The organism is Streptomyces sp. NPDC034049 (genome assembly GCF_055575575.1).
In genome coordinates, this window is record NZ_JBVISJ010000015.1 from 198,773 (window position 1) to 225,168 (window position 26,396).

Consider the following 26,396-nt stretch of genomic DNA (forward strand, 5'->3'; position numbering starts at 1 on the left):
CTACCGTTCGATGTCGCAGGGGCCCGCGGCGGCGGACACACAGGTCTGGATGAGGACGCCCGGCTCGGCCTCGGTGATCTCGCCGGTGCGCAGGTCGCGGACGGCGCCCGCCTTGAGCGGCGTGACGCAGCCGAAGCAGATGCCCATACGGCACCCGGACGGCATGAGCACGCCGGCCTCCTCGCCGACGTCCAGCAACGGCGTGGCACCGTCCGCGTCGACGGTCTTGCCGGTGGTGCTGAACGTGACCTCGCCACCGTCGCCGGTGGCGACGACGGCGGGGCGGAAGCGTTCGGTGTGCAGGCGCTCCGGGACGCCGTGCTCGGCCCAGTGCTTCTCGGCGGCGTCGAGCAGGCCCGCGGGCCCGCAGGCCCAGGTCTCGCGCTCGGCCCAGTCGGGCACGAGTTCGTCGAGACGGGCGATGTCGAGCATGCCGTCCGTGTCGGTGTGCAGCTCGGTGAGGCGCAGCTTCTCGTCCGTAACCAGGGCGTGCAGATCGTCGCGGAAGATCACGTCGTGCGGCCGGGGCGCGGAGTGGACCATGACGACGTCGCCGAACTCGGTGTCGCGCAGCATGCCCATCACGGGCGTGATGCCGCTGCCGGCCGTCAGGTAGAGCACCTTGGCGGGCTTGGCCTGCGGCAGCACGAAGTCACCGGTCGCCTGGTCGAGCTGGATCAGCGTGCCCGGCTTCGCCCTGCGGACCAGGTGGTTGCTGACCTTGCCGTCCGGGATCGCCTTCACGGTGATCGTGATGCGGCCGTCCTCGCGGTGCGTCGGCGAGGTGAGCGAGTAGGCGCGCCACAGGCGCACCCCGTCGACGTCGACCCCGATCCGCACGTACTGACCGGCGGTGTGGCCGCGCCAGCCCCGTCCCGGTCTGATCACGATGGTCGCGGCGTCAGGCGTCTCGGGGTGCACGGCCTCGATGCGCCCACGCAGGTCGGCGCCCGCGCGCAGCGGGCTGACCAGGTCGAGGTAGTCCGACGGCAGCAAGGGCGTCGTGACCATCTCCAGCAGTTTCCAGGCCCTGCTGCGGAGGGCTGCACTCGTCATGACTCCAGCTTGATGCGCCTCAGGGCGTAAAGTCCTGTCCGCAGGACGTGAATCTGATCGGCTGAATTGTTCGCAGGGAACAAAACATGAGCCATGTCATCCGGAGGGCCACCGAACTGGCCCTGGACGAGGCGACGGTCACCGTGCTTCGGGCCGCGCTGAGGACCACCGCCGACGAGGTCGTCCAGGCGATCATCGACGAGGTCCCTCCCTACGCAGGCGCCCTGTCGGGCCGCATGGGCGGCACCATCCGCCGAGCCGTCCGCACCGCCCTGGGCCACTACCTGGACGTGGCGAGCGGGAACGCCACGGGCGGTGACGCCGGTGACGCGGCCTACGAACTGGGCCGCGGCGAGGTGCGCGACGGCCGTTCGATGGACGCCCTGCTCAGCGCCTACCGCGTCGGCGCCCGCGTGGCCTGGCGATGCCTGGCCGCAGGTGCCGTACCGGCGGGTCTGCCCGCCGCCGAGGTCGCCAAGTTCGCCGAGCTGACCTTCGCCTACATCGACGAGCTCTCCGCCGCGAGCGCCGCAGGTCACGCAGACGAACTGGCCGCCCGGGGCCGGGTTCATGAGCGTCACCTGGAACAACTGGTCCGCGACCTCCTTGCCGACGCGAGTCCGGACGTGCTCCAGGCCTCTGTCCAACGGACAGGGTGGCAGCCTCCGGTCTCGCTGACCGCTGTCCTGCTGCCCGCGGTCCAGGCCCGGCCCGCCTACCGCACGCTCGACCCGGGCACGCTCGTCCTCGACGATCTGCCGGACGCCCTGGGCGTGCTCCTCGTCCCCGATGCCGACCGAGCGCATCTGTTGCGGCAGCTGTCCGACCGCACCGCCGTGGTCGGCCCGGCCCGGCCATGGATGCGCGCGTCCGCCTCGTACGCACGAGCCCTACGCGCTCGCTCCCTCTCCTCCGACATCCGCGACACCGAGGACCACCTGCCCGAGCTGGTGCTGAGCGCCGACGCGGACGCGTACGCGGACCTGCGTGCCCGAGCCCTCGCACCACTGCGGGCTCTGCCTGTCGCGACCGCGAGGCGGCTGGAGGAGACCTTGCGGGCGTGGCTGCTGCACCAGGGCCGGCGGGACGAGGTGGCGGCGGAGCTGTTCGTCCACCCCCAGACCGTCCGGTACCGGATGTCGCAGCTGCGGGAGCTGTTCCCGGATCTCGCGTCGCCGCACCGGGTCCTCGAACTGACCTTGGCGGTCGGTCTTCGGGCCGGCTGACGCGTCCTCCGACCGCCCATGACCGCGCCCGCGAGCTGACGTCGAAGAAGCTCCGCCGCGGGTGTGTCCGAGGGCCGGTGGCGCATCCGCCGGCCGGTCACGCGCGGAAGGCTTGGGTGAGGGGCGGCGTGGGCCGCGCCGGGGCAGTCGGGAGAGGTGGTCGTGTGTCCGGAACCGAGGACGCGACGGACGTGATGGTGGTCGGGGCCGGTGTGGCCGGGCTCGCGTGCGCCCGGGATCTGGTGGCGGCCGGTGTCGGGGTGCGGGTGCTGGAGGCCGGTGACGAGGTCGGCGGTCGGATGCGGTCGGACCGGGTCGAGGGGTTCGTGGTGGACCGCGGGTTCCAGGTGGTCAACACGTCGTACCCCCAGCTCCGGCGCCGCGTCACCCTGAAGGACCTGAGACTTCGGCCCTTCACCTCGGGCGTCCTCGTCCACAGCCCCTCGGGCCGACTCCGCTTCAGCGACCCCACTCGCCGCCCCCGTACGCTGCCCGACCTGCTGCCGGGCCGTCTCGCCGGACCACGCGACCTGGCCGCCCTCGGGTTGCTGTCCGCCCGTGACATGCTCTCGTCCCCCCGTCGGCTGAAACGGCTCGCGGACACCACCACCCGCACCGCGCTCGCGGACGCCGGGTTCTCCGAGACCTTCGTCGAGAGTTTCTTCCGCCCCTTCCTGTCCGGAGTCTTCCTGGAGGACGACCTGGAGACCTCCGCCCGGATGTTCCACCTGGTGTGGCGGAGCATGCTGCGCGGCACCCTGTGCCTGCCCGCCGAGGGCGTCGGAGCGGTTCCCCGGGCTCTCGCGGCCGCCCTGCCCCAGGGCGCCGTGCGGCTGGAGAGCCCCGTGGCGGGGCTCACGGGCGACGGAGTGCTGACGGCCGGGGGCCGGGAGATCCCCGCACGCGCGGTCGTGATCGCCACCGGCCCCGGCTCCGTGGGCGTGCTGCTGCCCGAGGTCGCCCTGCCCGGCTACCGGACCGTGACGACGTACTACCACGTCGCTCCACGGTCCCCCGTCGGTGAGCCGACCCTGCTCGTGGACACCCGGCGCCGGTTCCTGAACACCTGCGTCCTCAGCGACGTCGTGCCCACCTTCGCCCCGCCGGGCCACGCTCTCGTCGCCACGTCGGTCCTCGGCCGCGAGGAGGAGGAACCGGAGGGCCGGGGGGACCGAGGGGCGCGGGAGCGGAGGATCCGGGTGGCGCTCGGCGAGGCGTACGGCACCGATACGGAAGGCTGGACCCTGCTGACCGTCCGCACCGTCGAGGACGCGCTGCCCGCCATGGCGCCGCCGCAGCCGCTGACCCGCACCACGCGCGTGGCACCGGGCCGCTACGTGTGCGGCGACCACCGCGCCACCGGCTCCGTCCAGGGCACACTGGCCTCCGGGGCACGGGCGGCGCGCGAGGTACTGCGGGACCTACGACGCTGAGGCGCATGTCCGTCGTCCCGTGGCGGCAGGCCACCGGGAGCCACCGGCGTCGGCGCGGGCCGTCGCCGAAGCCGGCATCGTCGTCAGGGCGGGCCGTCGCCACGCCGGCTCTCCTGGCGCAGCAGCTCCTCCAGGTCCGTGAGCCGGTCCAGCCCGCGCACCGGCTGGGCCATCCGGGGATTGCGCTCCAGACGGGCCCGGTGCCGGTGCAGGAACGCCCAGTACCCGGCGGTGTACGGGCAGGCCCGGTCACCGGTCCGCTCGCCCGGCCGGTAGACGCACCCGCCGCACAGATCGCTCATCCGGTTCACGTAGGACCCGCCGGAGGTGTACGGCTTGGTCGTCATGCGCCCGCCGTCGGCGTACTGCGACATGCCGACGACATTGGGGACCATCACCCAGTCGTAGCCGTCGACGAAGCAGCGGTGGAACCAGTCCGTCACCGCCGCCGGGTCCCAGCCGCGTTGCAGGGCGTGGCTGCCCAGCAGCATCAGCCGGGGAATGTGGTGCGTCCACCCGGTGTCCCGCACCTGGGCCAGTGCCGTGGCCAGGCAGCGCGCCCCCACCGCGTCCGCGTCGAGTTCCAGGAACCACCGTGGGAGCGGGTCGTGGTGCCGCAGGGCGTTGCGGAGGCGGTAGTCCTCGCCGAAGTGCCAGTAGAGCTGCCAGACGTACTCACGCCAGCCCGCGACCTGGCGGACGAACCCCTCCACGCTGTTGACCGGGGCGCGACCCGCCCGCCAGGCGTCCTCGGCGCGTCCTACACACTCGGTTGGGTCCAGCAGGCCGAGGTTGAGGGAGGAGGACAGCAGGCTGTGGCTCATCACCGGGTCCCGCGCCAGCATCGCGTCCTCGTACGGCCCGAAGCCGGCGAGCCGGTGCTCGACGAACCGGCGCAGTGCGGCCAGTGCCTCACGCCGGGAGGCGGGAAACAGCCGGGGGCCGTCCCTGCCGACGAAGGCGACGGAGCCCTCGCGTTCCCAGCGGTCGAGATCACCGCGTACCTCGTCGTCGATCTCGTCCTCCTCCGGCCGGTACGGCGGCGGGGCACCCAGGGTGCGCGCTCCCTTCGGCGGGGGCTCGCGGTTGTCGTGGTCGTGGTTCCACCGGCCACCCACCGGCTGGTCGCCGTCCATCAGCAGGTCGTGCGAGCGGCGCACCCACCGGTAGAAGTCCTCCTGCCGCAGCCGCTGTCCCGCGTGCCCGTCGGCCCAGGCACGGAAGTCCTCGTGCGTGACGAGAAAACCGCGGGTGGGCAGCACCCTCACCTGGTCCAGCGACTTCACCAGCCGCAGCGCCGCGTACGACGTCGGGTGACGTACCGTCACCGGCCCGTCCCCGATCGCCTCACGCAGCCCCTCACGGTAGGTGCCGGCGCGGACGTAACGAACCCGGTCACCGAGTTCGGCGGCGCGGTGGCGCATCGCGGACAGCACCAGGTGCGCCTTCGCGCGGTGGAAGCGGCGGCGCCGGAAGACCGACCGGGCCTCGATCATCACCACGGGTGTGTCGGATCGGCCGGTCAGGAAGTGCGGCCCGAGCTGATCGCCGAACAGCCAGTGGGGGACCGACATGAAACGTCTCCTCATCTCCCGAGCCGGAGAACCTGCGCGCCTGCGCGCCGCCTTCGGGTTTCCCGTGCGGGGCCTGCCTGGGTGTGCCACAGGTGCTTCCGGACCGGGCGGTACGCCGGATGCGTCCGGGAGGACGCTGTAACCGTATGCCCCATACCGGAGAAAAAGGTGATGAAAGTGCTCCGGGTGTCGGCTCCAGTGCGAGGCGGGTGCCTTCGGCCACGCAACGGACGGCACGACATGAGGCTGCGCGGCGAACTTCCCGTCGATCGCCGGATGGCCCGGATGGCTCGGATGGCCCGGGTGTGCCGGTACGGGGCCGACGTCCGTACTCGCCCGGCTTCGCCGCCCGGTAACCGCTGTTACCATGCTGGTATGGCGAAGACACAGCTGGGTGCCCGGGTGGACGAGGACGTCGCGGAACTCGCGAGGAAGCGCGCCGCCGATCTGGGACTGAGTATCGGGGACTACCTCGCCAGGCTGGTGCAGGACGACGCCAGCGGGCTGCGCGCCCGCGCGGTGGACGCGGCCGCTCGTTTCCTCGCCGAGCACCAGGCGGTCTTCGACGAAGCCGAGGAGACCCAGCAGACGGTGCGCGGAGCCCACGCGGCCTGATGGACCTGCACATCGACGTCCCCTGGATCCTCCAGGTCGCCGAGGCCGCAGGGGCCGACGACCCGGCCCCCGACGACTACGGCGTGCCCGTCTCCGCTGTGACCCGCCACCGGGCCGAACTGTTCGAACAGCCCGTCTACGACGGCCCCTACGCCAAGGCCGCCGCCCTGGTGCACACGCTCGGCCGGTGCCGCTGGCTCGAGCGCTCCAACATGGCTGTCGCCGCCGCGTCCGGTGTCATGTACTTGGAGGCCGCCGGAATCACGGTCAAACCCGGCCGCGAAGACGCCGTCGCCCTCAAGGACCTGCTCCTCAACCCCGCCTGCACGGCCGGAAAGATCGCCGCTCTGCTGCGGACCTGGCCCACCGCCACCTGAGCGGGCAAGGCTGCGGACACCCGGGCCCGGTGATCCGAACCGGCACGCCTGCTCGGCACCGCCACAGCAACGCCGCCGGCCACGCCTGCCCGCCTCAGGCCCGAGCCGTTCGGCCCGACGGTGCCGCGCTGCGCCCGACCTGGGAGCTGAGGCCGGTGCCGAAGGCGGCCAGCGCCGCGCGAGCCGCAGGGTAGACGTCCGCTGGAAAGCACCGATCAGACGACAGCGTCGCTTCGAGTAGAGGCGCCGCGGTGGCGGCCGGGGTGCCGATCTGGGCGATGTACCGGAGTGCCGCGCGGCAGGACTCGTCGGCATCACCCGACTTCAGAGGTTCCAGCGCCGCCAGCAGTACCGGGACGGCGGCGTCCGTGTCGCCGGTGATCCGCCACCAGGCATAGACGGCCTGGACACGGGTCCACGGGCCGGGGGCCGCAGCAGCGGCCGAACAGCGGCGGCGTATCTCGTCGCCTGCGGCCCCAGTTCCGCCAACCGGCCGAGGTCCGCGTTCGCCAGGTCCCGGGATGCCGCGTCCTCCAGGAAAGCCAGGAAGATACGTGCGTCACCCGTGATGCACCAATGGGCCCACGCGGCGTTCTGGGCACCATGCCATCGTCGTTTGCCGTTCGACACCAGGGGCCGCCGTCATGACGCGGGGGCTGTCTGACGCCGCGGACGATGCTGCTGAGGATGTCCGCCGCAGGCGCCGCCGCCGCGCCGATACTGCCGAGCGCATCGCAGGCCCATCGTGCGTTGCGGGTGGCGAGTGCCGACACCAGCTCCGGGACCGTCGCACTCGCGACGGGGCCCATGCGGACAGTGCGGCGAGGACCGGACGCAGCCCTTCGCTGTCGGCCGAGTCGACGAGCATGCGACGGATTCCGGGGAGCAACTCGTCGGCATGTCCGGCCAGCTGCCTTAGCCTCGCGCTTTCACGGGCGTGCTCGTCCACGTCTTGATCAAATAAGCGGAGAGTGCTCCTGACCTGCAACGATGGGACTTGTCCAGGGTCCTGTTGGCTGCACGGAAAGAAGCACTTTCCAGGTGAGCAAGCATGTCGGTTGTACCCGCGTGTCCGTGTCGAGGGCGGCGGCCGTGGGGTGGTCTCGCAGGCCGGGTCGGTGCTGCTGGTCGAGACGGTCCGCAAGGTGGGTCTGGACACCGCGGTATCGGCGGCCATGGCGCCGTGGCGCAGGCCGCTGACGGTGCACGACCCGGGCAGGGGCCTGCTGGATGTCGCGCTCGCGACAGCTCTGGGCGGGGACTGCCTCGCCGACGTCGCCATACTGCGGGCCGAGCCCGACGTGTTCGGCCCGGTGGCATCCGACCCCACGGTCTCCCGGCTCGTCGACGCCCTCGCCGCAGCCGGACCGAAGGCCCTCACCGCGATCCGCACGGCCCGAGCCGACGTACGCACGCGGGTCTGGGAGCTGGCCGGGACGAGCGGCCCGGCGGCCGACGGCAGCGTGACCGTGGACATAGACGGTGTCCTCGTCCTCGCGCACTCCGAGAAGCAGGACGCCACCGCGACCTGGAAGAAGACCTTCGGCCATCATCCGCTCGTCGCGTTCGTCGACCACGGCCCGGCCGGGTCCGGAGAGCCGGTGGCTGCCCTGCTGCGGCCCGGCAACGCCGGCTCCAACACCGCCGCCGACCACATCGAAACCGCCCAGCTCGCCCTGGCCCAACTCCCCAGACACCTGCGGCGGGGACACCAGACGCCGATCCGCACCGATTCCGCCGGCGGCACTCACGCCTTCCTCGACTGGCTCTCCAGGCCGGGCCGGTGGCTGTCGTATTCCGTCGGAATGACCATCACCGACGCCATCCACCAGGCCGTGTTGAAGATCCCGAAGAAGGCATGGACGCCGGCCTACGACGCGGGCGGCACCGAACGGCCCGGCGCCTGGGTCGCCGAGATCACCGACATGCCCGACCTGAGCACGTGGCCGAAGGGGATGCTGCTGGTCGTCCGCAAGGAACGGCCGCACCCCGGCGCCCAGTTGCGGTTCACCGACCTCGACGGGCTGCGGCTGACCTCTGAAAGCACCCCTAAGAGGTCTCGCGAATAGGCGGTCGCTGGGACGGCGTTGAGCCGGGATCTGTGCCCGTTCTGCTGCCGGGGTCGTCCATCACGCCTATCCGCGCGACCTCTTATCCACAGGCCGGAACGGGGTCGGCGGTTCCTCCGTACGTCCGGGTCCCGACGGAGCTCAAACATGGCCGAAACTGGGGTCCCGTGCTGATATTCCCTCGGGTATCACTGGTCACGTAAGTTACTTGAGACTTGGACAACCCTTCGGCGATTGGAAGAAGGCATGCGCCTCACGACCCCCCACAGCCGCACGCGCCGCACGGTCCGTTCCGCTTCCTTGGCCGCCCTGCTCGCCCTCACCGGTGCCACCGCCCTTGCCGCAGCGCCCACGGCGTCCGCAGCCACCACGGCCTCACTCACCGCCAACGTACCGATGGCCGCCCGAGGGGCCGGCATGTCCGTCGTGTATTTCGGCACTCTCCGGATCGACGACGGCACCTCCGTCACCTGCCTGGGCGCGCGGGACGCCGACGTCTCCGGCGGCAACGGCCGGATCATACTCGCTACCGACTACAAGATCACCACGGGCACCACCTATAACATCTCCGCCTGGGAGGGCGGCAACTGCGGCTCGGGTGGGGGGATGCAGTCCCTCGGCGGCGTGACCGTCAAGCCCACGGCCGCCGACGTCTCCAACGGCACCTACACGGTCAGGATCCCCTAGAAGGCTTGGACGAGCTAGCCGTCCTGATCGGGTCAAGTTTGCGTGATGGTGCAGATTTTGGCTGTTCAGGTGGCTGGTCCGGCTCGTCGGAGGTAGTCGTCCACGGCCTTGTCGTAGGCGCGGGTGGCGGTCCGGAGCGTGGGCTGGTCGGGGTCGGCGAGGTCGGCCGGCCCGGTTCGGATCAGCCGGTCATGGACCCGGGTGAGGAGAGGGTCTGTTCATGGCCGGCAAGGGTGAGCAGGTAGCGGTGAGTGCGCGGGATGCGTTGGATGACTCCGTGGACACACAGGCGGCGCAGGTCGTAGGACATCTGCCCGGCAGTGATGGTCTCGGGCTGCTTCCCGAGCAGGGGCGCCCGTAAAGGGGTGCTTTCAGAAAGCCGGGTGCTTGCGGGCGAGGGTCATGCAGTGGGCGAGCTGGAGGAGGGCGTTGTGCATGTCGTCTCTGGTTTCCCCGCGGGTCCGTAGGCGGCGGGGTCCGTGGAGCCAGGCGATGGCCGACTCGGCGACCCACCGGACTTTGCCCAGACCCGAGCCGTGTTGCTGGCCTCGCCGGGCGATCCTCGGTGTGATGCCGCGCTCGCGCAGACGGCGGCGGTAGATGTCGTAGTCGTAGCCGCGGTCGGCATACAACGTGCGGGGCTTGCGCCGGGGCCGGCCCCGCTTGCCCCGTACCGGCCCAAGGCTGTCGACCAGCGGCAGAAGCTGGGTGACATCGTGACGGTGACCGCCGGTCAGCGACACCCGCAGCGCAGTGCCGCGGGCATCGGTCAGCACGTGGTGTTTCGAGCCCGGCCGGGCGCGGTCAACCGGGCTCGGACCGACTTTTGGGCTGCTTCGCCCCCGCTTGGCCTGCACATGCGAGGCATCGACGGTGGCACGGGAGAAGTCGAGACGGTCCGCCGCCCGTAACCCGTCCAGCAGCACCCGCTGGAGTTCCTCCCACACCCCCGCCTCCTGCCACTCGGCCGGCCGACGCCAGCACGTCGGCCCCGAACCGAACCCCAACTCCTGCGGCAGGAACTCCCACTGGACACTTGTGTAGAGGACGAACAGCACGCCCTGGAGCGTCCTGCGGTCATCGATCCGCCTGCGCCCCGGGTACCGGAACCGCCGCTCGTGCTTCGGCAACAGCGGCTCGATCACCGCCCACAACTCGTCACTGACCTCCCACGGCTTCCGCCGCGCCATGGTCACACCCCACAAAAGACGGGATCACGTACCTCTCCACCGTGCCACGACACGATCTTTCTGCAAGGACTCCTAAGCCACATCGTCACCCAACAGTGCGCCGCCCAGGGACGATACGTCCCGGGCGAGCTCGCTTGCAGGGCGCGTCGTACAAGCTGGGCAGCGGCGCCGTGACGCTGCTGATGCTTCCCCGAAGCCCCGGCCCGCCCTCGTCCTGGACCACGACAAGACCGGGCCTGCGTCGTGTTGGCGGGCCAATGGCGCCGGCAGCACCTGCCAGCCCCCGCCCTGGGGGAGGGAGATGAGCCTGCGCGATGCGCCGCCCGGATGGTCGTCACGCAGAGCGAAGACAGGGCCAGCGCCCCTGTCCTGCGGTCGTCATCTGCGAGTGGCTTTCCGGCCATTGTGAATCGCTTCACCCGTGGGGCGTCCGGTGGCATGGAGGGGTGGAGTGTGCTGCGGGATGCTTGGGAACGTGAGCGCAGTTCGCCCGGTGTGCGTGTGGCAGGTGCCGCCACTTGATGCGGGCCTCGGTCGACAACCGTGTGGCGGGAACGACGTTCGTACGGACAGATCTCCTTTTGTAGAAGCCCGGGATAGGGCAGCCTTTTCGAGCGCGACAGTGACTGCACAATTCGAACATTCCCGCAGTCGTCTATAAATTCGGGCAATAGGAGGTGTGCGCATGAGTGAGAGCGACATAGCGCAGCCGATAGCCCGCTCTTTGGGGTAACGCTGGAACGCTGATTGCCATCCGGCCGCGTAATCCGGATGCCCGTACCAGGCGTTTCCATTCCCCATTCCCGCCAGCTTGCCCATCGCGCGTCCCTGGCTTCTGCGGCGTGTGACGTTGGGCTGTGCTGGTGCATTCCCCTGCCCTCTGGAGACAAAGGACAAATGCTGTGACCAATCCTCAAAGCCCGCGTGTCGCCGAGCGTGAGCCTGCCATCTACGTGATCGCTGGCAACGGCACCACGGGTTACAGCAGCGACTACGGGCCAGCCGTCTGCGCCCCGCTCAACGGCCCCCGCAAAGTCGCGGTGGACTCCGTCGGCAACCTCTACATCGCCGACTACAGCAACCACCGGGTGCGGAAGGTGGACGCGGCGACCGGGCAGATCACCACGGTCGCCGGCAACGGCACCAATGGCTTCAACGGCGACAACCAGCCCGCCGTCTACGCCCAGCTCAACGGTCCCCGCGGTCTCGCGGTGGACTCCAGCGGCAACCTCTACATCGTCGACAACTCCAACCAGCGGGTGCGCAGGGTGGACGCGGCGACCGGGCAGATCACCACGGTCGCGGGCAACGGCACCGCCGGCTTCAACGGCGACAACCAGCCCGCCGTCAACGCCCAGCTCCACACCCCCATTGGTCTCGCGGTGGACTCCAGCGGCAACCTCTTCATCGGCGACCACAACAACCACCGGGTGCGCAGGGTGGAGGCGGCGACCGGGCAGATCACCACGGTCGCGGGCAACGGCACCGCCGGCTTCAACGGCGACAACCAGCCCGCCGTCAACGCCCAGCTCAACGCCCCCGTCGGTGTCGCGGTGGACTCCAGCGGCAACCTCTTCATCGCCGACTACAACAACCACCGGGTGCGCAGGGTGGAGGCGGCGACCGGGCAGATCACCACGGTCGCGGGCAACGGCACCGCCGGCTTCAACGGCGACAACCAGCCCGCCGTCAACGCCCGGCTCTACTATCCACACACTGTCGCGGTGGACTCCGGCGGCAACCTCTTCATCGCCGACACCAGCAACCACCGGGTGCGGAAGGTGGAGGCGGCGACCCGGCAGATCACCACGGTCGCCGGCAACGGCACCGCCGGCTTCAACGGCGACGGCGGGCCGGCCATCGATGTCCGACTCAGCTCCCCCGTCGGTGTCGCGGTGGACTCCGGCGGCAACCTCTTCATCGCCGACACCAGCAACCAGCGGGTGCGGAAGGTGAGTGGCGTCGCTGCCACGGTCCAGTTCTCGGTGGCGCCTGGCGGACCGCCGGATGTGCGACTGGAACGAGGCGGCAACACCGGCTACCCCGGGGTGCAACTGCGTGCGGAGGAAGACGGCACAGTCCCTGCGCAGAGCGTCCGCGTGGACCTTCCCGCGGGAGCAGGTCTGCAGTTCGTGGCCGAACCCCAGTACCAGCTGACCGTGCTGGCTGCCGGCGGGACCTCGCGTGCCTACTACGGGACTGTGTCGGCGGACGGGCAGAGCCTCACCTTCGACAACGTCGATCTGGCCCTGTCGGGAAGGGGTTCGGTGTCCGCGGCTTGGGTCGCGGTGAAAGCCTCCGCCGGCGCCCGGCTGGGAGACGCCAGGCTGACGTTCCGCATCGGCGCCCGGACCTCGGATTCCACCACCATCCGCGTCGAGGATCCGACGGCCGGGTGAGCAGCGGCCTTCCCACCGGAAGGCCGCCACGACAGACATCCCGCCCGCAGGCTCCGCAGGCCGCGGCAGGTCCGCGGCCTGCGGACCCGCGGGCCGGACGTTCGAGGGCGCCCCTCCGGCGCCGTGTTGTCGTCTTGTCCTCAAACAAAGGGAGTACCCACAGGTGGACATGGTGGCGCCTCGCCCGCACAGGCCCGCACCGACCGCACCGGCCAGGTCGCGGACCATGCACATCATGGCCCGTGTGTACGGATACCCACCCGACCACAACGCGGGATCCGAATGGATGCTCCACTCGATGCTCCGTCCGCTGGCCGAGCGTGGTCACCAGGTGGAGGTCTGGCTGTCACACCCCGGAAGGATCGACAAGAGTTACGAGATCGACGGCGTACAGGTCGTCCCCTTCCAGGAAGGCATGGATTTCGCCGCCCAGGCCCAGAAGACGGACGTGCTGCTGTCCCACTTCGAAAACGTGCCCTTGGTGGCGGGGCTCGCACGAGACCGCCGCATTCCCCTGGCAGTGATCTGCCACGACAACTTTGCCACCAGCTTCCACAACGCGGCCGGCGCCGAACTCGTCGTCTACAACAGTGAGTGGATCAGACGGGACGCCGAAATCTTCTACGCCCGTTACCCCCGAGAATTCCTGCCCAGGCACAGCATCGTCGTCCGACCGCCGGTGATCGCGGAGGAATACCGTACACAGCCCGGCGACTGCGCGACCCTCGTCAATCTCAATTCCGACAAGGGCGGCGAACTGTTCTGGCAGATCGCCGCCTGGACACCGGAATGGAACTTCCTCGGTGTCCGCGGCGCCTACGGGCAGCAGATCATGCCGCCGCCCCGACTGCCCAACTGCGAGGTCGTCGACGGGGTGCCCGGTCGCCAGATGCGCGAACACGTCTACAGCCGGGCGCGCGTGATGCTCATGCCGAGCCTGTACGAGTCCTGGGGACGGGTAGCGGTCGAGGCGTTCGCCTCGGGCATCCCGGTGATCGCCCATCCCACACCCGGGCTCGTCGAGTCCCTGGGCGAAGCCGGGATCTTCGCCTACCGCGACGACCTCAACGCCTGGAACCATGCTCTGACCTCCCTTCGGGACCCGGCCACCTGGGCCCGGGCCTCCCGCCGTGCCAAAGCCCGCTCCATCGAGCTGAGCGCAGCTCCCGACCTGGACATCTGGTGCGACGCCATCGAGACGTTGCACCACACAAAGCGACGGACCAGCTCCCCGACAGCAAACCAGCCGACCCCACGTGAACCGCTCCCGGATACTCCAGCCCTCGCAAAGCGCCTGCTCCCCTTCCTCCGCTAGGCAGCCCACTCACTGGGCTCTTTCCGCGTGGCCAGTTCGGGTGACGACGTCACCGTCCGCAACGGACAAGGCCCCCATCCCAGCGTTCACCCATCACCGTGCAGGACATCCGAGCCCGAACTGGCGGCTCTGTTGAACGCTGATTGGCGAGTAGACGGTCACTTCCGTAGCGAACTACGCCCTGGCTCTCATGCCTGATTTCGGCCAAGGGCGGGTGTGCTAGCAACGCGGAACTGGCTTCTGGCTGGTACCGGAAGCCAGTTCACTGTGGGTTCGTCAGCGGGGTGCCGGGTGCGGGCTCAGAGGATGGCGTTCAACATCGCTTCTTCGACGTGGTCTGCGGCGTTGCGGTGGCCAAGGGCGTTGGGGTGCACGAAGGACAGCTGGTCAGGGAGAGTGACGAAGCCCTCGACCCACTTGGAGTCGTCGCAGACGCTGTGGTTGCGGGAGGGGGTGTAGAGGTCGACGAAGCTGGCGGCTTCCTGGGTGCCGGTGGAGTTGTTGATGGCCTTGTTGAGGGGTTCCAGGACGTCGTCGCGCAGCCAGTCCAGGTCGCCCTGGGTGATCGTGCCGAACTGCGTCAGGTCGCCGAAGCCGCAGCTGGAGGTGTCCTTGGGGATGACTGTGGGGTAGCCGACGGCCAGGATCTTCGCGTGCGGGGCACGCTCGTGGAGCACCTCGAGCATCCGGTCGTATTCCTGGCGCACGTTCTTCAGCCGGTCGGGGATGCCGGCGGCCAGGGCGTCCTTGCACGGGGTGCCCTTGCCGCTGCTTTCGCCGCCCAGCTGCGTGCACTTGGTGAGGAGGTCGGCGAAGCCGAGGGTGTTTCCGCCGACGCCGACGGTGATGACGTCGGTGTCGGGGCCCACCGCCTCGGACTGAGGGGGCACCGGGGGGAAGGGGTAGTCCGGGTCTTCGGAGAGGGGCGGCAGGTGACGGCCGATCGGGTTCTGGGGTGTGTCGGTGACGTTCTCGACGGTGGCGGCGCCGCAACTGACGTTGGTCAGCTCGAAGAGACCGGCGAGGTCGCGGTCGATGACCTGGGGGTAGGAGCGGTCGGTGCGGTCGCAGCCGTCGCGCGGGACTTCGAAGATGTTGCCTGCGGCCCGGATGACCCCGGCGGTGTAGGAGTCACCCAGGGCGACCCACTGCTTCTTCTCGGCCGCGGTGGCGGTTTGGACGCCGGCGAACTGCGCGGGGACAAGAGCGCCGACGGCGAGAGCTGCGGCCGAGCCGAGCAGGGCCAGACGGGTGCGGAAGCGTGCCACGAATCCTCCAGAGATGCGGCGTTGACATCGTTTTGACCATAAAGCGATCGTCACTCAGAGCACTAGATCCAATACGGTCAGTAGTCTGCGGGCTGTGGGATGCGTCTGTGTGGGGGACTTGGGTTCGACCTGTCGACCGGGCGGGCTCTCTTCGTGACCGCCTTGACGCGTCACTTGCCTGATACGGAGAGACCCCTGACTGACTGGGTGATCACGGCCTGAGATGCACGTTCGTTGCGGCTGTCTTGTTCTCGATCACCGACAAGTGAGGACTCGGCGCGAGGCTGATGCCGATGCTCTGCAGCCCCTCTATCACTGGCATCGACGGCTCGACCCGCGTGGCTGCGGAGGAGCTATCGGACGCGGACCTCTTTCGGCGGGTGAGCTCGTCAGCCTCTTGGCGTCGGCTCAGTGCTGATGGAGGCCAGGCGCCAACTCACAGTCAACGGACCACGGCTCGCCAACTACCGATCAACGACGCACCCCTTCTACGGGCGGCGAGAGCCCGCCGGCCTCTGTCCACAGGCCGGTACGCGTGTGCTGATCACATGACTGATGACGACGTGCAGCGTACGGCTGGGATCCGGGCCAAGATCATGGACGGCTTCGCCCGTGCGGAGCGTGCCCTGTTCACCCGGCCCGCGCCGAAATTCGCGCGAGCCCAGATGAAATTCCTGCGCACGCGGGAGAAGGGCTCCACCAAGACCCTCGCTGAGCGCCTGGGCGTCTCCCGCAAGACGGTGGAGCGCTACCTCTCCGGAGCGTCCAGGAAGCCTCAGAAGCGCCTCCAGACAGCTCTGGTGAAGGAGATCGAAGCGGAGTGGCAACCGCAGGTCAGAGCGCAGGCACGGCAGCGTGCGGCGGCCTCCGCAGGGCTGGTCATCTCCTGCCGGGCGGGCCTGAAGGTGGAATTCAAGGACGTGGAGTGGCTCAACATATCGTTTCAGCCGCACGGAATTCGAGACTGCGATAAACCTGTCTGTGACCGCTGCGCCTCATGTGCGACGGCACCAATATCCCGTCCTTTTCCCGTGACGATTGAGAGGCTCGTGTGAGCACCCCTGCGCCCCGATCCCGCCGCCGTCCCCGCATCCCCGCCGCCGTCCCCGCATCCCCGCACCCGGCGCGGCCGCGCCCCGCCAGCCGGTCGGCCAGGCGAAGATCGGCCGCAGCTCGGTCCGCCGACGCGCCACCGGCATGACGGCCACCGAGGCCGCGGCCGCCCTCGAGGACGCCCAACTGCAGCAGCACATCGACCGCGACCGCGAGGACCTGGCCGACGACGAACGCGGACCGGCCGAAGTCGGCGAGTGGGAGCGCATCGCGCAGCTGCTCGCCACCACCGGCGGGACGTACGACCCGAAGGCCGACGCCGTCGTCCAGGACGAGCTCGCCGCCGAAGCCGCGGCTGCCGCCGAAGCCGAAGCAGAACTCCGGGACCTGGAGCTGGAGCAGGAGCGGCAGGAGCGGCTGCACTCCAACGGGCTGCCCGAGCGCGCCCACATGCTGATGGCCCTGGAGAGGGCCGGCCTGCTCGGCACGACCGAGGGGCGTTACGGCGCCGAAGGCCCGCTCGTGCTGCACGAGCCCGAGGACCGCTACGCCCTCGACTACCTGAACGAGTACGGCGAGTTCTACGAGATGTTCCGCATCCTGGAGGGTTACGGCATGGCCCTCCGAGGGGCGCGGACGCCGTCCCGGCGTCGGTGCGGGGCGCACAGCGCGCTGCTGCGGGCCATGGCGCGGGCCGGGCCGCTGGAGGGCTTCGACGCGGTCCACGCGGTGCGCCTGGCGCAGGCCTACCCGGACGCCGTCCTCGCCCTCGCCGCGTGGATCGAGGCCCCGGCCGGAGCACCCGGTGAGCGCCGCCGACCCCGTGGTCGCCACATGGGTACAGGCGACCGGCTGCGGCACCCGGTACGAAGACCTGACGGCCGACGGACAGGTCCACGTCGACTACACGCCCCCGCTCGGGGAGCCCTGGTTCGAGGGCGACGACGCCCCGGACTACAACCCGATCTGCTCGTGCCCGCGCGTCCCGAAGCAGTTCTGCATGGAGTGCGCCGGCTGCGCCGCCTGCGGGCAGTGCACCGGCCCGCACGTCTGGCCGCCGCTCCGGAACTGACCGACCCCAGCCCCAGCACTCCTGGGAGGCGAAGAGGCACCGGCCGCCTGTCACGCTCACCGTGCGTCACACCGGAGGTGTCACGCGCCCTGTCACGCCCGCCGGGCCACCACGCGACAGCACCCGCCGGATGTCCGTATTGAACGCTTTTTGAGTGCCGGGAGGGCCCCGAACCCCCTCTGGGGCCCGATCCGGCGTGACAGCGTGACACCCCCGCCCGGCGGCCCGGCCAGGTCTTCACGCTCCGCTCACGCCGACCGGGTCAGTTGTCCGGTGACAGCGAACCTTGACCGTTTGCCACTGAACATTGACCACTGCTCGTTGGCGCAGTGGCGTCGGCTGTTGGGCTACCGGGTGAGCGCGGCGAGGTAGGCGTCCAGGGGCTGCACATGCCCTGGGAGGCGTTCGAGGAGGTCCCACCAGCGGATGGCCGATATCTCCTCGGTGGGCTCGAAGGCGCGGGTCTCTGCGCAGGATCCTGCGTACAGGGCCAGATATTCGGCTCGCCGATCAGGCGCCAGCACGAATCGTGCGTAGCCGATGAACCGCAACCGTTCGTCAGGCTGCTGCCCGCTCTCCTCCAGTAGCTCGCGTGCGGCCGCCTGGCGGGGGGTTTCGCCCTCTTCGATGCTCCCCCCTGGAAGCTCCCAGGACTGACGGTACCGATCGAAGACCATGAGGACCCGGCCGGCTCGCCACAAGGCCACCAGCGCCGCCGGCAGCGGGGCGTCCTGGGGCGGCGCTGTCTCGCCGCCCCGCGCGAACGAGATCAAGGAGTTGCCACGGCCATCGGCTGCAAGCGGTTCATCTGCGGGGTAGGCCATGGTCGGATGCTTCCCCGTGTGACTCCGCGAGAAGCCCCTCCGCCCCCGCTCTCCGGCGGGTCAAACTTCAGTGGCAAACGGTCAAGGTTCGCTGTCACTGGACATCAGTGAAAGCCCCGGAACGCCGCGTCGTGGTGGCTGGGGGAGACAGGCGCACAGTGCCTGGTAGACGGTGAGTCGTGCGTAGATCTCCTGGCAGATGAGCTCGGGGGTCTTGGAGCGCAGGATGAAGCCGACGCCCCGCAGCCGGTTTTTGAGTTCGGCGAAGCCGTTCTCGATCTCCTGGCGTTGGTGGTAAAGCTGGGCCAACTGCCGTGCGGGCGCGTGCCGGTGGTCCAGCAGGCTGGTTGCCAGGCGGAACTTCTCGGCCTGTACCGGCCCGTGCTGGGGCCGGACGGTGACGGTGTAGTCGATGACGCGCATGAGGTGGCCCTCGGGGAGCCCTGTCGAGGTGCGGCCGTGAAAGCGGGCGTTGCCCAGGCGCTCGCTCTCAGCGGGGGTGGGCATGACGGACACGTACGAGCCGTCGGGCAGAACCCACAGGGGTGGCAGGACGCGGTTGTTCTTGATCCGTCAGGCGAGGTGGCTGCCGGTCGCTTCGACCAGGCCCCACAGTTCATGACCGGCGAAGTTGCGGTCGGCCAGCAGCAGTATGCCTGGCCGCAGGGAGGCAAGCAGGCGGCGGGCGAGCTTATGTTCGCTGAATTCGTGTCCTGGCTCGCGAAGCGGGGCCGATGGCTGTCCTACTCGGTCGGCATGACGGTCACCGAAGCGATCCACGAACACGTGCTGAAGGTCCCCGCCTCGGCCTGGACCCCGGCCGTCGAGGCCGACGGTGAGGCCCGGGACGGGGCCTGGGTCGCCGAGCTCACCGGCAAGCTCCTGGACGGCTGTCCCAAAGGCATGCGGCTCATCGTCCGAAAGGAACGGCCCCATCCTGGCGCCCAGTTGAGGATCACGGACGCGGACGGCATGCGGATCACGTGCTTCGCGACCAACACCACCGGCTCCGGCCGGGGCGTACGCCATCGCCGCAGAATGTCCGAGGCGATGGCGATCGCGCCCTCGACCAGCTCGGGGCGCGTGGAGCCGAACCCGCCCATGGCGAGCGCGACCCCTCGGTCCACGTGTTCGGATACGTCCAGCCGCAGATCGTCCGGATCCACACCCGCGTCTACCAGCAACTTGCGGGTCCAGAAGCCGTGTACCGTCCCGGTCCCAGCCCCTGTCCATGGTGTCATGGCCCACCGACTACAGCTGAGGGACGTTTCAAGATCACCATGGGTCGCGTCCGTGGCGTCGGTTCGCCCGCCGACGCCACTGGCGGAGGCCAGGAAGCGGGCTGCCGGGCGGTACCCGCGCCGAGAAGGTTCCGGGTGATCAGCGCAGTCCGGCGAAGAGGTCGTTCTCGGGTACGGCCGCGCCGGTGGGGTCCTGGACGCGTACGAAGGTCTCCATGCCCATCAGCTCGCCGAATCTCTCCTTGCCCATCTTGAGGAAGAAGATGTTCTCGCCCTGACTGGCGTGCGCGGCCAACGCGTCGAACTTCTGACCGCTGAACGCGGTGGTGTCCACCCACGTGGTGATCTCGTCGTCGGGGAGGCCGATCTCGGCCAGCGCGGCGGCCTCGGCGGGGTCCGGCTCCGGCATGTCCTCGTGGAACTCGCGCATGACCTCGCCGAACCGCTGCATCATCGAGCGGGGCGCCGTGGTCCAGTACACCTTCGGTGTCAACGCGGTCATCTCCAGCGCCGCCATCGTGATGCGGTGGGCCTGGATGTGGTCGGGGTGGCCGTAGAAGCCGTTCTCGTCATAGGTGACGACCACATCAGGTCGGTAGTGCCGCATGAGTTCCGCGAGTCGGGCCGCGCCTTCCTGCACGGGTGTCTGCCAGAAGGAGTCGGGGGCGTCGTTGCTCGGCCAGCCCGCCATGCCGGAGTCGGCGTAGTCCAACATCTCCAGATCGCTGATCTTCAGGACGTCACAGCTCGCCCGGAGTTCTTGACGGCGCATCGTGACGACAGCCGAGGGATCGTGCCCGGGGTCGCCCGGCTTGACTCCTCCCGGTCCGTCGCCGCAACCGCCGTCGGTACACGTCACGAGAACCGTCCGGATGCCCTCCGCCGCGTACCGCGCGAGGACCCCTCCGGTTCCGGTGGCCTCGTCGTCGGGGTGGGCGTGCACTGCCATGAGCGTCAGCGGCCGGTCAGCCATGAACAAGTCCTCCTGCGAAAAGCGTCTGGGTCTGCTTGCGTAACCATGCCGACCGGACCGGCTGTTCCCAGCACGGCCGCTCGTTTCGAACGCTTTCTCGCCATGGGGAGGTAAAAGGAGACCGCCGCATCGTCGAAAGAGGTGGGCGAGGACGAGGGCCCGGCTGGCGCTGGGCCCTTTCGACCTATCGGTCCGCTCGCAAGAAGCACGCGGCGAACACCGACAGCGCGAACCACCCCGGCACCGCCCGGCGCAGTGGTTCCGGGCCCTCCACCTTGACCGCGCCCACCCGCAGAGCCTCCGACCAGGTGACGACACCGCGCCACACCTCGATCATGCCGCGCAGGTCGGCGGTCACCGTGACCGTCACCGGGTAACCGGGGTCCACGTCGCAGACGTCGGTGTCGTCCGGCGTGATCACCAACACCAGTTCCGGGTGCTCGCAGGCACGTCCGGGAAGCTGAACCGGACCACCGCCCGCCCGTCAGGGACGGCGTCACGCACGACGTTCGTGGCGGTGTACGGGGACGCCCCGGCTGGCCATGGGCTGTCGCGGCGTCCACCGTGAGGGACGGCAATGCGTTGCACACCTACCGCCCGGCGCCGGCTAGGCCGTCTCTTTCGGATCATCGGATCGTTGGTTGATGTGTGTCGTTGGCTGATGCCCAGTGGGCGCGGATCGAGCCGTTGCTGCCGGACCGGGCACCCCGGCGGGGTGGGCGGTGGAGGGATCACCGGCAGGTGATCGACGCGATCGCGTTCAAGTACCGCACCGGCACGCCGTGGATGGACCTCCCAGAGCACTTCGGGTCATGGAAGGGCGTTCACAATCGCCTGCGGATCTGGGCGGCCGACGGCACCTGGGCGAAGGTCTTCACCGCCCTTCTCGCGCGGGCCGACGCGGAGGGCGACCTGGACTGGGTCGTCGCGGTCGATTCCACGATCGTGCGCGCACATCAGCACGCTGCCGGGGCCCGTCAAGAGGGGCCCCGGCCGGCGAGCCCGCCGACCATGCCCTCGGACGCTCCCGCGGCGGCCCGGGACGAATACGCCTTGTCCGCGAGGACAGCTGCCGATGCCGTGCGAGGTCTGCCTGCCGGCCGGGGCACCCGGATCCGGGCCATGACCTGATCGAATGCGGGAGCGTCACCAGCCTGACCCGGCGTGATGACGAAGGCGAGCGGCTGGCAGCGGCCGTCGGCCGCGATCCGAGGGCATCTGCGGCGGCGCGGGATCAGGGCAGTGATCCCGCAGCCCGCGGACCAGGCCGCGAACCGTCGGCGGCTGGGCCGTCGCGGAGGCAGGCCGCCAGCGTTCGACCGAGAGGCCTACAAACAGCGGAACACCGTCGAGCGGTGCATCAACAAACTCAAGCAGTGGCGCGGCCTGGCCACCCGATACGACAAGACCGCCACCATCTACCTCGCCGGACTCCACCTCGCCGCCATCTTCATCTGGTCAGCGAGATGATCCAAAGAAAACGCCCTAGGGAACGAGGACGATCTTGCCCTGGACCCGGCCCGTCTCGCTGAGGTCGTGGGCCTTCGCGGCCTGCGTCAGCGGGAGGGTCTCGGCGATCGTGGGGCGTATCCCGTGGGCGTCGACGAGCTCGGCGAAGGCGGCCAGCACCCGCGGGGTGGGTTCGAGGAAGAACTCGACGAACCGTACGCCGAGTTCGGCGGCGCGCGCCGTCACCTCGGTCCGGTCGACGCCCACGCCGACCACGTCGACGAGGATGCCGCCCGGCTTGAGGGTGGGCAGGGAGCGCGGTCCGTAGTCGTTGCTGATGGTGTCGAGCACGGCGTCGATGTCGCGCAGGGTGGAGAAGTCCTCCACCTTGTAGTCGACGAGCTCGTCGGCGCCCAGTCCGCGCACGTAGTCGTGCTTGGCGGCGCGGGCGGTGCCGATGACGTACGCGCCCCGGGCCTTGGCCAGTTGTACGGCGAGGTGGCCGACGCCGCCGGCCGCGCCGTGGATCAGGACCCGCTGGCCCGGCTGTACGTCGGCGAGGGTGACGAGGGCCTGGTAGGCCGTGAGGCCCGAGATCGGCAGCGCGGCGGCACCGATGTGGTCCAGGGTGCGAGGCCCCGGTGCGATGCGGTCCTCCGTCACCACCACGTGGTCGGCATGACTGCCGTGCGGCGGGACGGTCCAGCCGTACACGTCCTCCCCCACCGCGAAGCGGGTCGCCCCCTCACCCACGGCCTCGACCGTGCCGCTGAACTCGTGGCCGAGTACGTACGGCGGCGGCCCGAAGAAGTCCACCTTGCCTATGCGGACCTTCCAGTCCGCGGGGTTCATGCCGGTGGCCCGTACCCGGACCAGGACTTCACCGGGCCCCGGCGAGGGAAGGGGGATCTCGGCGAGTTCCAGTACGTCGGAGCCGCCGATGGCCTGCTGCGTGATCACTCGTGTCGTCGTCATGTTGATCATTTTCTACACGCCGGTCAGTAACACGAACGGATTCCGGCCTCCGGACTCCGGTGGTCCTGGGCCGCCAGCGCCCAGGACCTCGGACTCGACCGACTAGGGCGTCTCTTCCGGATCTTGCCTGACCCGCGCCGCCCCGGCACCGCACCTCCCCCCAGCTACCGCTGGGAGGTGCCCCCTGCGTTGTCGAGACCCCCCCCCAGTACGTCCGGTCATCGGGAGCCTCTCCGCCTGGCGAGGCGCGGCACCAGACGACGCGGGCTCAACCGGCAAGATCCGAAAGAGACGGCCTAGCGGCCCGCTGTGCCCGGCAGCCCCAGGGCGTCCTCCGGCACGGGATCGGGGTTGAAGGAGCGGTGGTAACTCTCCGGCGGCGCGAGGTAGGTGACGGGCAGCCCGCCGGTGTCGATGACGATCTGGTCCACGGCGATCGCGGGGTCGACCATGAAGAGCCGCAGGACGTGTTCGCCGGGTTCGGTGACAGTGACGGTGGTGGTCAGTTTCTCGATGCCGTCCTCGACGTTGCGGGCCCAGGCGTCACCGCGGTTGCCGGTGGCGACGGCCTGTCCCGTCAGGACGGTGACCGGCTGGTCGTCGAGGGCGAGGGCGACCCGGCGGCGCCCGCGTTCGTCGAGGGAGGGCAGCCGGAAGACGGTGACCCGGAAGTCCCCTGTGCCCGCGAAACGGACCCGGTAGCGCAACTCCGGTGCTCGCGTGGTGATTTCCTCGGTGATCGGCGCCGCCGTCGAAGGCGTCGTCTCCATGGCGGCCGTACGGCGGCCGAGCCCGCGTACCGTCCGCCAACGCGCCCCGCCGCGCGCCACTCGATGGTCGTGGTGCGCGGCGTCGATCGAGACGTACCCGTGGGCCTCGACAAAGCCGCGCGCCCGCTTGCGCGCCCGCCTTCCGTCGTTCAGCACCCGCAGAGGCACGTCGAAGCTGTTCCCCGCACCGGTGACGGTGACCGTGGCGTCGTGTGCGCCCTCGGGCACCCGCTCCCAGTCGATCTCCACCGACACCCGGGTCTGCTCGGTCATCGTGCCGCCGGAGGTGCTCAGCCGTACCCAGGGGTGGCTCGTCTCGGCGGCCCAGTCCAGGGGGAGGAAGCCGGTGTTGAACACGTCGACGAAGCGCCGGTCACGGGTGTAGGAGGAGAAGGACAGCGGCCGCGCGGTGCCGGTCTCGTTGCCCTCGGCCGCTACGCCCAGGCCCGAAGTCTCCTGCCGGGCGACCCTGGTGACGCTCGGACGGCCCGGCGCCTTGGGGATCTCCGTGGGGTACGGGTTGACGATCCCGTTCCATTTTCCGCCGGCAACCTCGGTGTTGTAGCGCCGGGTGAGCGCGGCCTCCTCGGCGTGGGCAGCGTCGGACAGGTCCGCGAAACGGTTCGCGCCGGCCCCGCGTCCCTGGCGGACCGCGAGTGCGTTGCGCTCCGCCCAGTAGAACTTCAGATTCATCAAGTAGGCGCCGTGGACCGGGTATTCGACGAGTTCGTAGAAGGCGTCCCGGTAGGCTTCCGGCAGCTTGGCGCCGAGCGCGCGGACCCGCTGCAGGAGACGGTCGTACGCGGCCATCCGGCGGCCCGCCTCGTCGCCGTGGTGGACCACGGAGAGCAGACCGCGGGCGACGAACTCCGGGCGCAGCTCGGCCGCGAGACGGTAGTACTCGGTGCGGATCGCGGCGATCTCCGTGCCGTGGCGGCGTCCGAACTGCCGCCCGGCCCATTCGACGAGGAAATCCTCCACATCACCGGCGCCCCACCGGTCCACGTCCCAGGCCATGTCCATGCAGAAGGACAGCCCGGTCTCGATGGACTTGATGTCTCCCACGTTGAAGATCCACATACGGTCGGCGCCGTGCTCGTACACTCGACGCAACTCCTGCCAGATCTTGGCTAGTTGAGTGGTGTCCAGCCAGAGATAGCTCTTGGGGCGGCCCCAGTAGGAGAGGTGGTAGTAGATGCCGTTGCCGCCCGATCGCCGCCGCTCCGCCTCGTCGGGCAGTTGGCGCATGTTGCCGTGGTTGTCGTCCGGCCAGATCAGTGTGACGTCGTCGGGCACCTGGACACCCGCGTTGTACAGGTCCAGGACCTCCTTGTACGGGATGAAGATCTGCGGTTCGGCCGCGGCGCCCACCTCCTCGGCCAGGAGGCGACGCTGGTCCGCGATGATGTCGTTCATCACCACGACCTTCTCCGCGAGGGTGGTGGCGTGCTTGGTCTCCAGCGCGCTGTCGTGCAGACCGCGCATCCCCAGGGTCCAGCTGCTCTCGTAGCCGGCGTTCTGCCGCGCTCTCGCCCGCCAGTAGTCGGAGATGACGGCGGGGTTCACCGTGTAGTCGTACACCGGCAGGCTGCCGTCGGCGGCCGGGTGTTCCCTGGCCCAGGGGTCCCACTCGTGGACGCCGTTGCGCAGCATGGCCTCGGGGTGGCTGGATCCGACGACGATGCCGTAGTGGTCGGCCAGTTCGGGGTTGGCGCGGTGTTTGTTGAAGAAGTCGGAGTACGGATGCATGGCGGGCCACAGGTAGTTGGCCTTGAGGCGGAGGAGCAGCTCGAAGACGCGCCGGTAGGTCTCCGGGCCGATGTTCTTGTCCGGCTCCTGCGTCCGGTGGGACCAGGTGGTGAGGTTCTGTTCGTCGTTGATGAAGATGCCCCGGTAGCGCACGGACGGCTCGTACCGCTTCCGCGTGCCCGACGGGACCGTCACCGTGTCGCGGCGTTCGACCGGAACGTCGGCCCACCAGTGCCACGGCGACACCCCGATGCGCTCCGAGGTGTCGTACACGCCGTAGACGGTGCCGCGCCTGTCGCTGCCGGCGATCACGAGGGCGCGTGCCACGCCGGGCAGTGGGCGGTCCACGACCTGCGTCACGGACGCCTCCCAGCGGCCCTTCACCCGGGAGACGTCCAGCCGCCGGTCCGCGATGAGCCGGTCGATGGCCGGGCTCGCGCCGATGGTGCCCACCAGGACGAGGAGCGAGGCCTCCTGGGGCAGGGCGCGCAGCAGTCGCGGACGCACCCCGCCGACCCGCTCCATGTCCGCCTGGAGATCCCCGGCCGCGCGGGCCACGGCGGGATCGTCGGCCGGGTCGACGAACAGGTCGACGACCACGCCGTCCCGCAGCAGCGGGAAGCCTCCGGCACCGTCCGACGAGGCGGCCCGGGCCGGCGAGGGCAGCACCCCGGGGAGCAGCGGGGCCACACCGACGGCCGCCATTCCCCGGAGGAACGACTTACGGGTCCACGCGGGCGACGGGCTCTGTGGTTCGTCGTGCGGCACGGGGCGCTGCCTTTCCGCGTCGGACCGCACCGATGCCACGTCCGGGCCGTCGGGCAGGGCTGACGCATGACTCGCTGGCGGAGGCGGGGGAGCGGTGCTGTCGGCGCGGGGCCTGGGCGTGGGGCACGGCCTGGTCACGGGTTGGCATGACCAGGCCAGAAAGCGCTTACTGCGTACCCTAGGTCAGGCATGCGGACGCGTCCAGACACGGGGGACCGTCGTCGCACGGCCGCCGTCGTACGCCGCGCACGGGAGACGGGGGCGCGGACCGCATGTCGCCGAACTCGGGCGTGCCGCACGGCACTTCTTCGAA

19 protein-coding genes and 3 pseudogenes are annotated in these 26,396 nt (G+C 69.9%); 12 read left to right on the top strand and 10 right to left on the bottom strand.

The window, feature by feature from the left end; genetic code table 11:
• Positions 1-1,056, bottom strand: coding sequence for a ferredoxin reductase (locus tag ACZ52C_RS34035; RefSeq protein ID WP_469078389.1), 1,056 nt, complete (start codon positions 1,054-1,056; stop codon positions 1-3).
• Positions 1,057-1,142: 86 nt separating this feature from the next.
• On the opposite strand from ACZ52C_RS34035, the gene ACZ52C_RS34040 reads away from it, so the two are divergent.
• Both ACZ52C_RS34040 and ACZ52C_RS34045 read left to right on the top strand, forming a co-directional pair.
• A complete protein-coding gene (locus ACZ52C_RS34040) occupies positions 1,143-2,282 on the top strand; it encodes a PucR family transcriptional regulator (RefSeq protein WP_469078390.1) in 1,140 nt (379 codons plus the stop codon).
• 164 nt (positions 2,283-2,446) lie between these two features.
• Positions 2,447-3,715: an NAD(P)/FAD-dependent oxidoreductase gene (locus ACZ52C_RS34045; RefSeq protein WP_469078391.1), complete on the top strand. Its 1,269-nt coding sequence runs from the start codon at positions 2,447-2,449 to the stop codon at positions 3,713-3,715.
• An 83-nt stretch (positions 3,716-3,798) separates the two neighbouring features.
• Here ACZ52C_RS34045 and ACZ52C_RS34050 read toward each other — a convergent pair whose 3' ends face one another.
• A complete protein-coding gene (locus ACZ52C_RS34050; protein WP_469078392.1) occupies positions 3,799-5,289 on the bottom strand; it encodes a cryptochrome/photolyase family protein in 1,491 nt (496 codons plus the stop codon).
• Between the two features lie 375 nt (positions 5,290-5,664).
• Between ACZ52C_RS34050 and ACZ52C_RS34055 the strand changes: the two genes are divergently transcribed.
• The 4 genes and pseudogenes from ACZ52C_RS34055 (at position 5,665) to ACZ52C_RS34070 (ending at position 9,037) form a co-directional block, all read left to right on the top strand.
• The gene (locus ACZ52C_RS34055) at positions 5,665-5,904 is read left to right on the top strand and encodes a hypothetical protein (RefSeq protein ID WP_469078393.1); all 240 of its coding nucleotides are present in this window, start codon (positions 5,665-5,667) and stop codon (positions 5,902-5,904) included.
• Positions 5,904-6,281 carry a fic family toxin-antitoxin system, toxin component gene (locus tag ACZ52C_RS34060; protein ID WP_469078394.1) on the top strand — a complete coding sequence of 126 codons (378 nt, stop codon included), beginning with the start codon at positions 5,904-5,906 and terminating at the stop codon, positions 6,279-6,281. The genes ACZ52C_RS34055 and ACZ52C_RS34060 overlap by 1 nt, the downstream gene beginning before the upstream one ends.
• Before the next feature lie 1,016 nt (positions 6,282-7,297).
• Positions 7,298-8,338, top strand: a pseudogene (locus ACZ52C_RS34065) (IS1380 family transposase); the annotation flags it as partial.
• Positions 8,339-8,596: 258 nt separating this feature from the next.
• Positions 8,597-9,037 (top strand): hypothetical protein, encoded by a 441-nt coding sequence (locus ACZ52C_RS34070; protein ID WP_469078395.1) that lies wholly within the window; start codon positions 8,597-8,599, stop codon positions 9,035-9,037.
• A 371-nt stretch (positions 9,038-9,408) separates the two neighbouring features.
• On the opposite strand, the gene ACZ52C_RS34075 is transcribed toward ACZ52C_RS34070, so the two are convergent.
• The gene (locus tag ACZ52C_RS34075) at positions 9,409-10,227 is read right to left on the bottom strand and encodes an IS5 family transposase (RefSeq protein ID WP_469078396.1); all 819 of its coding nucleotides are present in this window, start codon (positions 10,225-10,227) and stop codon (positions 9,409-9,411) included.
• Positions 10,228-11,129: 902 nt separating this feature from the next.
• On the opposite strand from ACZ52C_RS34075, the gene ACZ52C_RS34080 reads away from it, so the two are divergent.
• Both ACZ52C_RS34080 and ACZ52C_RS34085 read left to right on the top strand, forming a co-directional pair.
• A complete protein-coding gene (locus ACZ52C_RS34080) occupies positions 11,130-12,626 on the top strand; it encodes an NHL repeat-containing protein (RefSeq protein WP_469078397.1) in 1,497 nt (498 codons plus the stop codon).
• Positions 12,627-12,852: 226 nt separating this feature from the next.
• Positions 12,853-13,941, top strand: coding sequence for a glycosyltransferase family 4 protein (locus ACZ52C_RS34085; RefSeq protein WP_469078398.1), 1,089 nt, complete (start codon positions 12,853-12,855; stop codon positions 13,939-13,941).
• Positions 13,942-14,240: 299 nt separating this feature from the next.
• Here the strand turns inward: ACZ52C_RS34085 and ACZ52C_RS34090 are convergent, their stop codons facing one another.
• Complete coding sequence (locus tag ACZ52C_RS34090; protein ID WP_469078399.1) at positions 14,241-15,209, bottom strand: SGNH/GDSL hydrolase family protein; 969 nt, start codon at positions 15,207-15,209, stop codon at positions 14,241-14,243.
• Positions 15,210-15,757: 548 nt separating this feature from the next.
• Between ACZ52C_RS34090 and tpg the strand changes: the two genes are divergently transcribed.
• Together tpg and ACZ52C_RS34100 are read left to right on the top strand one after the other, a co-directional pair.
• A complete protein-coding gene (gene tpg, locus ACZ52C_RS34095) occupies positions 15,758-16,264 on the top strand; it encodes a telomere-protecting terminal protein Tpg (RefSeq protein WP_469078400.1) in 507 nt (168 codons plus the stop codon).
• 142 nt (positions 16,265-16,406) lie between these two features.
• A complete protein-coding gene (locus ACZ52C_RS34100; protein WP_469078401.1) occupies positions 16,407-17,477 on the top strand; it encodes a hypothetical protein in 1,071 nt (356 codons plus the stop codon).
• Positions 17,478-17,681: 204 nt separating this feature from the next.
• Here ACZ52C_RS34100 and ACZ52C_RS34105 read toward each other — a convergent pair whose 3' ends face one another.
• Together ACZ52C_RS34105 and ACZ52C_RS34110 are read right to left on the bottom strand one after the other, a co-directional pair.
• Complete coding sequence (locus tag ACZ52C_RS34105; RefSeq protein ID WP_469078402.1) at positions 17,682-18,158, bottom strand: NUDIX hydrolase; 477 nt, start codon at positions 18,156-18,158, stop codon at positions 17,682-17,684.
• A gap of 81 nt (positions 18,159-18,239) precedes the next feature.
• Entirely contained in the window at positions 18,240-18,665 is a 426-nt protein-coding gene (locus ACZ52C_RS34110; protein ID WP_469078403.1) for a transposase, read from the bottom strand.
• A 195-nt stretch (positions 18,666-18,860) separates the two neighbouring features.
• On the opposite strand from ACZ52C_RS34110, the pseudogene ACZ52C_RS34115 reads away from it, so the two are divergent.
• Positions 18,861-19,166: pseudogene (locus ACZ52C_RS34115) on the top strand (IS1380 family transposase); the annotation flags it as partial.
• Between the two features lie 372 nt (positions 19,167-19,538).
• Here the strand turns inward: ACZ52C_RS34115 and ACZ52C_RS34120 are convergent.
• Positions 19,539-20,372: a PIG-L family deacetylase gene (locus ACZ52C_RS34120; protein ID WP_469078404.1), complete on the bottom strand. Its 834-nt coding sequence runs from the start codon at positions 20,370-20,372 to the stop codon at positions 19,539-19,541.
• Positions 20,373-20,556: 184 nt separating this feature from the next.
• Entirely contained in the window at positions 20,557-20,799 is a 243-nt protein-coding gene (locus ACZ52C_RS34125) for a hypothetical protein (protein ID WP_469078405.1), read from the bottom strand.
• A gap of 221 nt (positions 20,800-21,020) precedes the next feature.
• On the opposite strand from ACZ52C_RS34125, the pseudogene ACZ52C_RS34130 reads away from it, so the two are divergent.
• Positions 21,021-21,842, top strand: a pseudogene (locus tag ACZ52C_RS34130) (IS5 family transposase).
• Positions 21,843-21,857: 15 nt separating this feature from the next.
• Here the strand turns inward: ACZ52C_RS34130 and ACZ52C_RS34135 are convergent.
• Together ACZ52C_RS34135 and ACZ52C_RS34140 are read right to left on the bottom strand one after the other, a co-directional pair.
• The gene (locus ACZ52C_RS34135) at positions 21,858-22,796 is read right to left on the bottom strand and encodes an NADP-dependent oxidoreductase (protein ID WP_469078406.1); all 939 of its coding nucleotides are present in this window, start codon (positions 22,794-22,796) and stop codon (positions 21,858-21,860) included.
• 296 nt (positions 22,797-23,092) lie between these two features.
• Complete coding sequence (locus tag ACZ52C_RS34140; RefSeq protein WP_469078407.1) at positions 23,093-26,020, bottom strand: glycosyl hydrolase 115 family protein; 2,928 nt, start codon at positions 26,018-26,020, stop codon at positions 23,093-23,095.
• Between the last annotated feature and the right edge of the window lie 376 nt (positions 26,021-26,396).

Coding starts and splice junctions, on each gene's coding strand:
- ACZ52C_RS34035 (WP_469078389.1), bottom strand. CDS start 1,056: ATGACGAGTGCAGCCCTCCGCAGCAGGGCCTGGAAACTGCTGGAGATG.
- ACZ52C_RS34040 (WP_469078390.1), top strand. CDS start 1,143: ATGAGCCATGTCATCCGGAGGGCCACCGAACTGGCCCTGGACGAGGCG.
- ACZ52C_RS34050 (WP_469078392.1), bottom strand. CDS start 5,289: ATGTCGGTCCCCCACTGGCTGTTCGGCGATCAGCTCGGGCCGCACTTC.
- ACZ52C_RS34055 (WP_469078393.1), top strand. CDS start 5,665: ATGGCGAAGACACAGCTGGGTGCCCGGGTGGACGAGGACGTCGCGGAA.
- ACZ52C_RS34060 (WP_469078394.1), top strand. CDS start 5,904: ATGGACCTGCACATCGACGTCCCCTGGATCCTCCAGGTCGCCGAGGCC.
- ACZ52C_RS34070 (WP_469078395.1), top strand. CDS start 8,597: ATGCGCCTCACGACCCCCCACAGCCGCACGCGCCGCACGGTCCGTTCC.
- ACZ52C_RS34075 (WP_469078396.1), bottom strand. CDS start 10,227: ATGGCGCGGCGGAAGCCGTGGGAGGTCAGTGACGAGTTGTGGGCGGTG.
- ACZ52C_RS34085 (WP_469078398.1), top strand. CDS start 12,853: ATGCACATCATGGCCCGTGTGTACGGATACCCACCCGACCACAACGCG.
- tpg (WP_469078400.1), top strand. CDS start 15,758: ATGACTGATGACGACGTGCAGCGTACGGCTGGGATCCGGGCCAAGATC.
- ACZ52C_RS34100 (WP_469078401.1), top strand. CDS start 16,407: ATGACGGCCACCGAGGCCGCGGCCGCCCTCGAGGACGCCCAACTGCAG.
- ACZ52C_RS34105 (WP_469078402.1), bottom strand. CDS start 18,158: ATGGCCTACCCCGCAGATGAACCGCTTGCAGCCGATGGCCGTGGCAAC.
- ACZ52C_RS34110 (WP_469078403.1), bottom strand. CDS start 18,665: ATGCCCACCCCCGCTGAGAGCGAGCGCCTGGGCAACGCCCGCTTTCAC.
- ACZ52C_RS34120 (WP_469078404.1), bottom strand. CDS start 20,372: ATGGCTGACCGGCCGCTGACGCTCATGGCAGTGCACGCCCACCCCGAC.
- ACZ52C_RS34135 (WP_469078406.1), bottom strand. CDS start 22,796: ATGACGACGACACGAGTGATCACGCAGCAGGCCATCGGCGGCTCCGAC.
- ACZ52C_RS34140 (WP_469078407.1), bottom strand. CDS start 26,020: ATGGCGGCCGTCGGTGTGGCCCCGCTGCTCCCCGGGGTGCTGCCCTCG.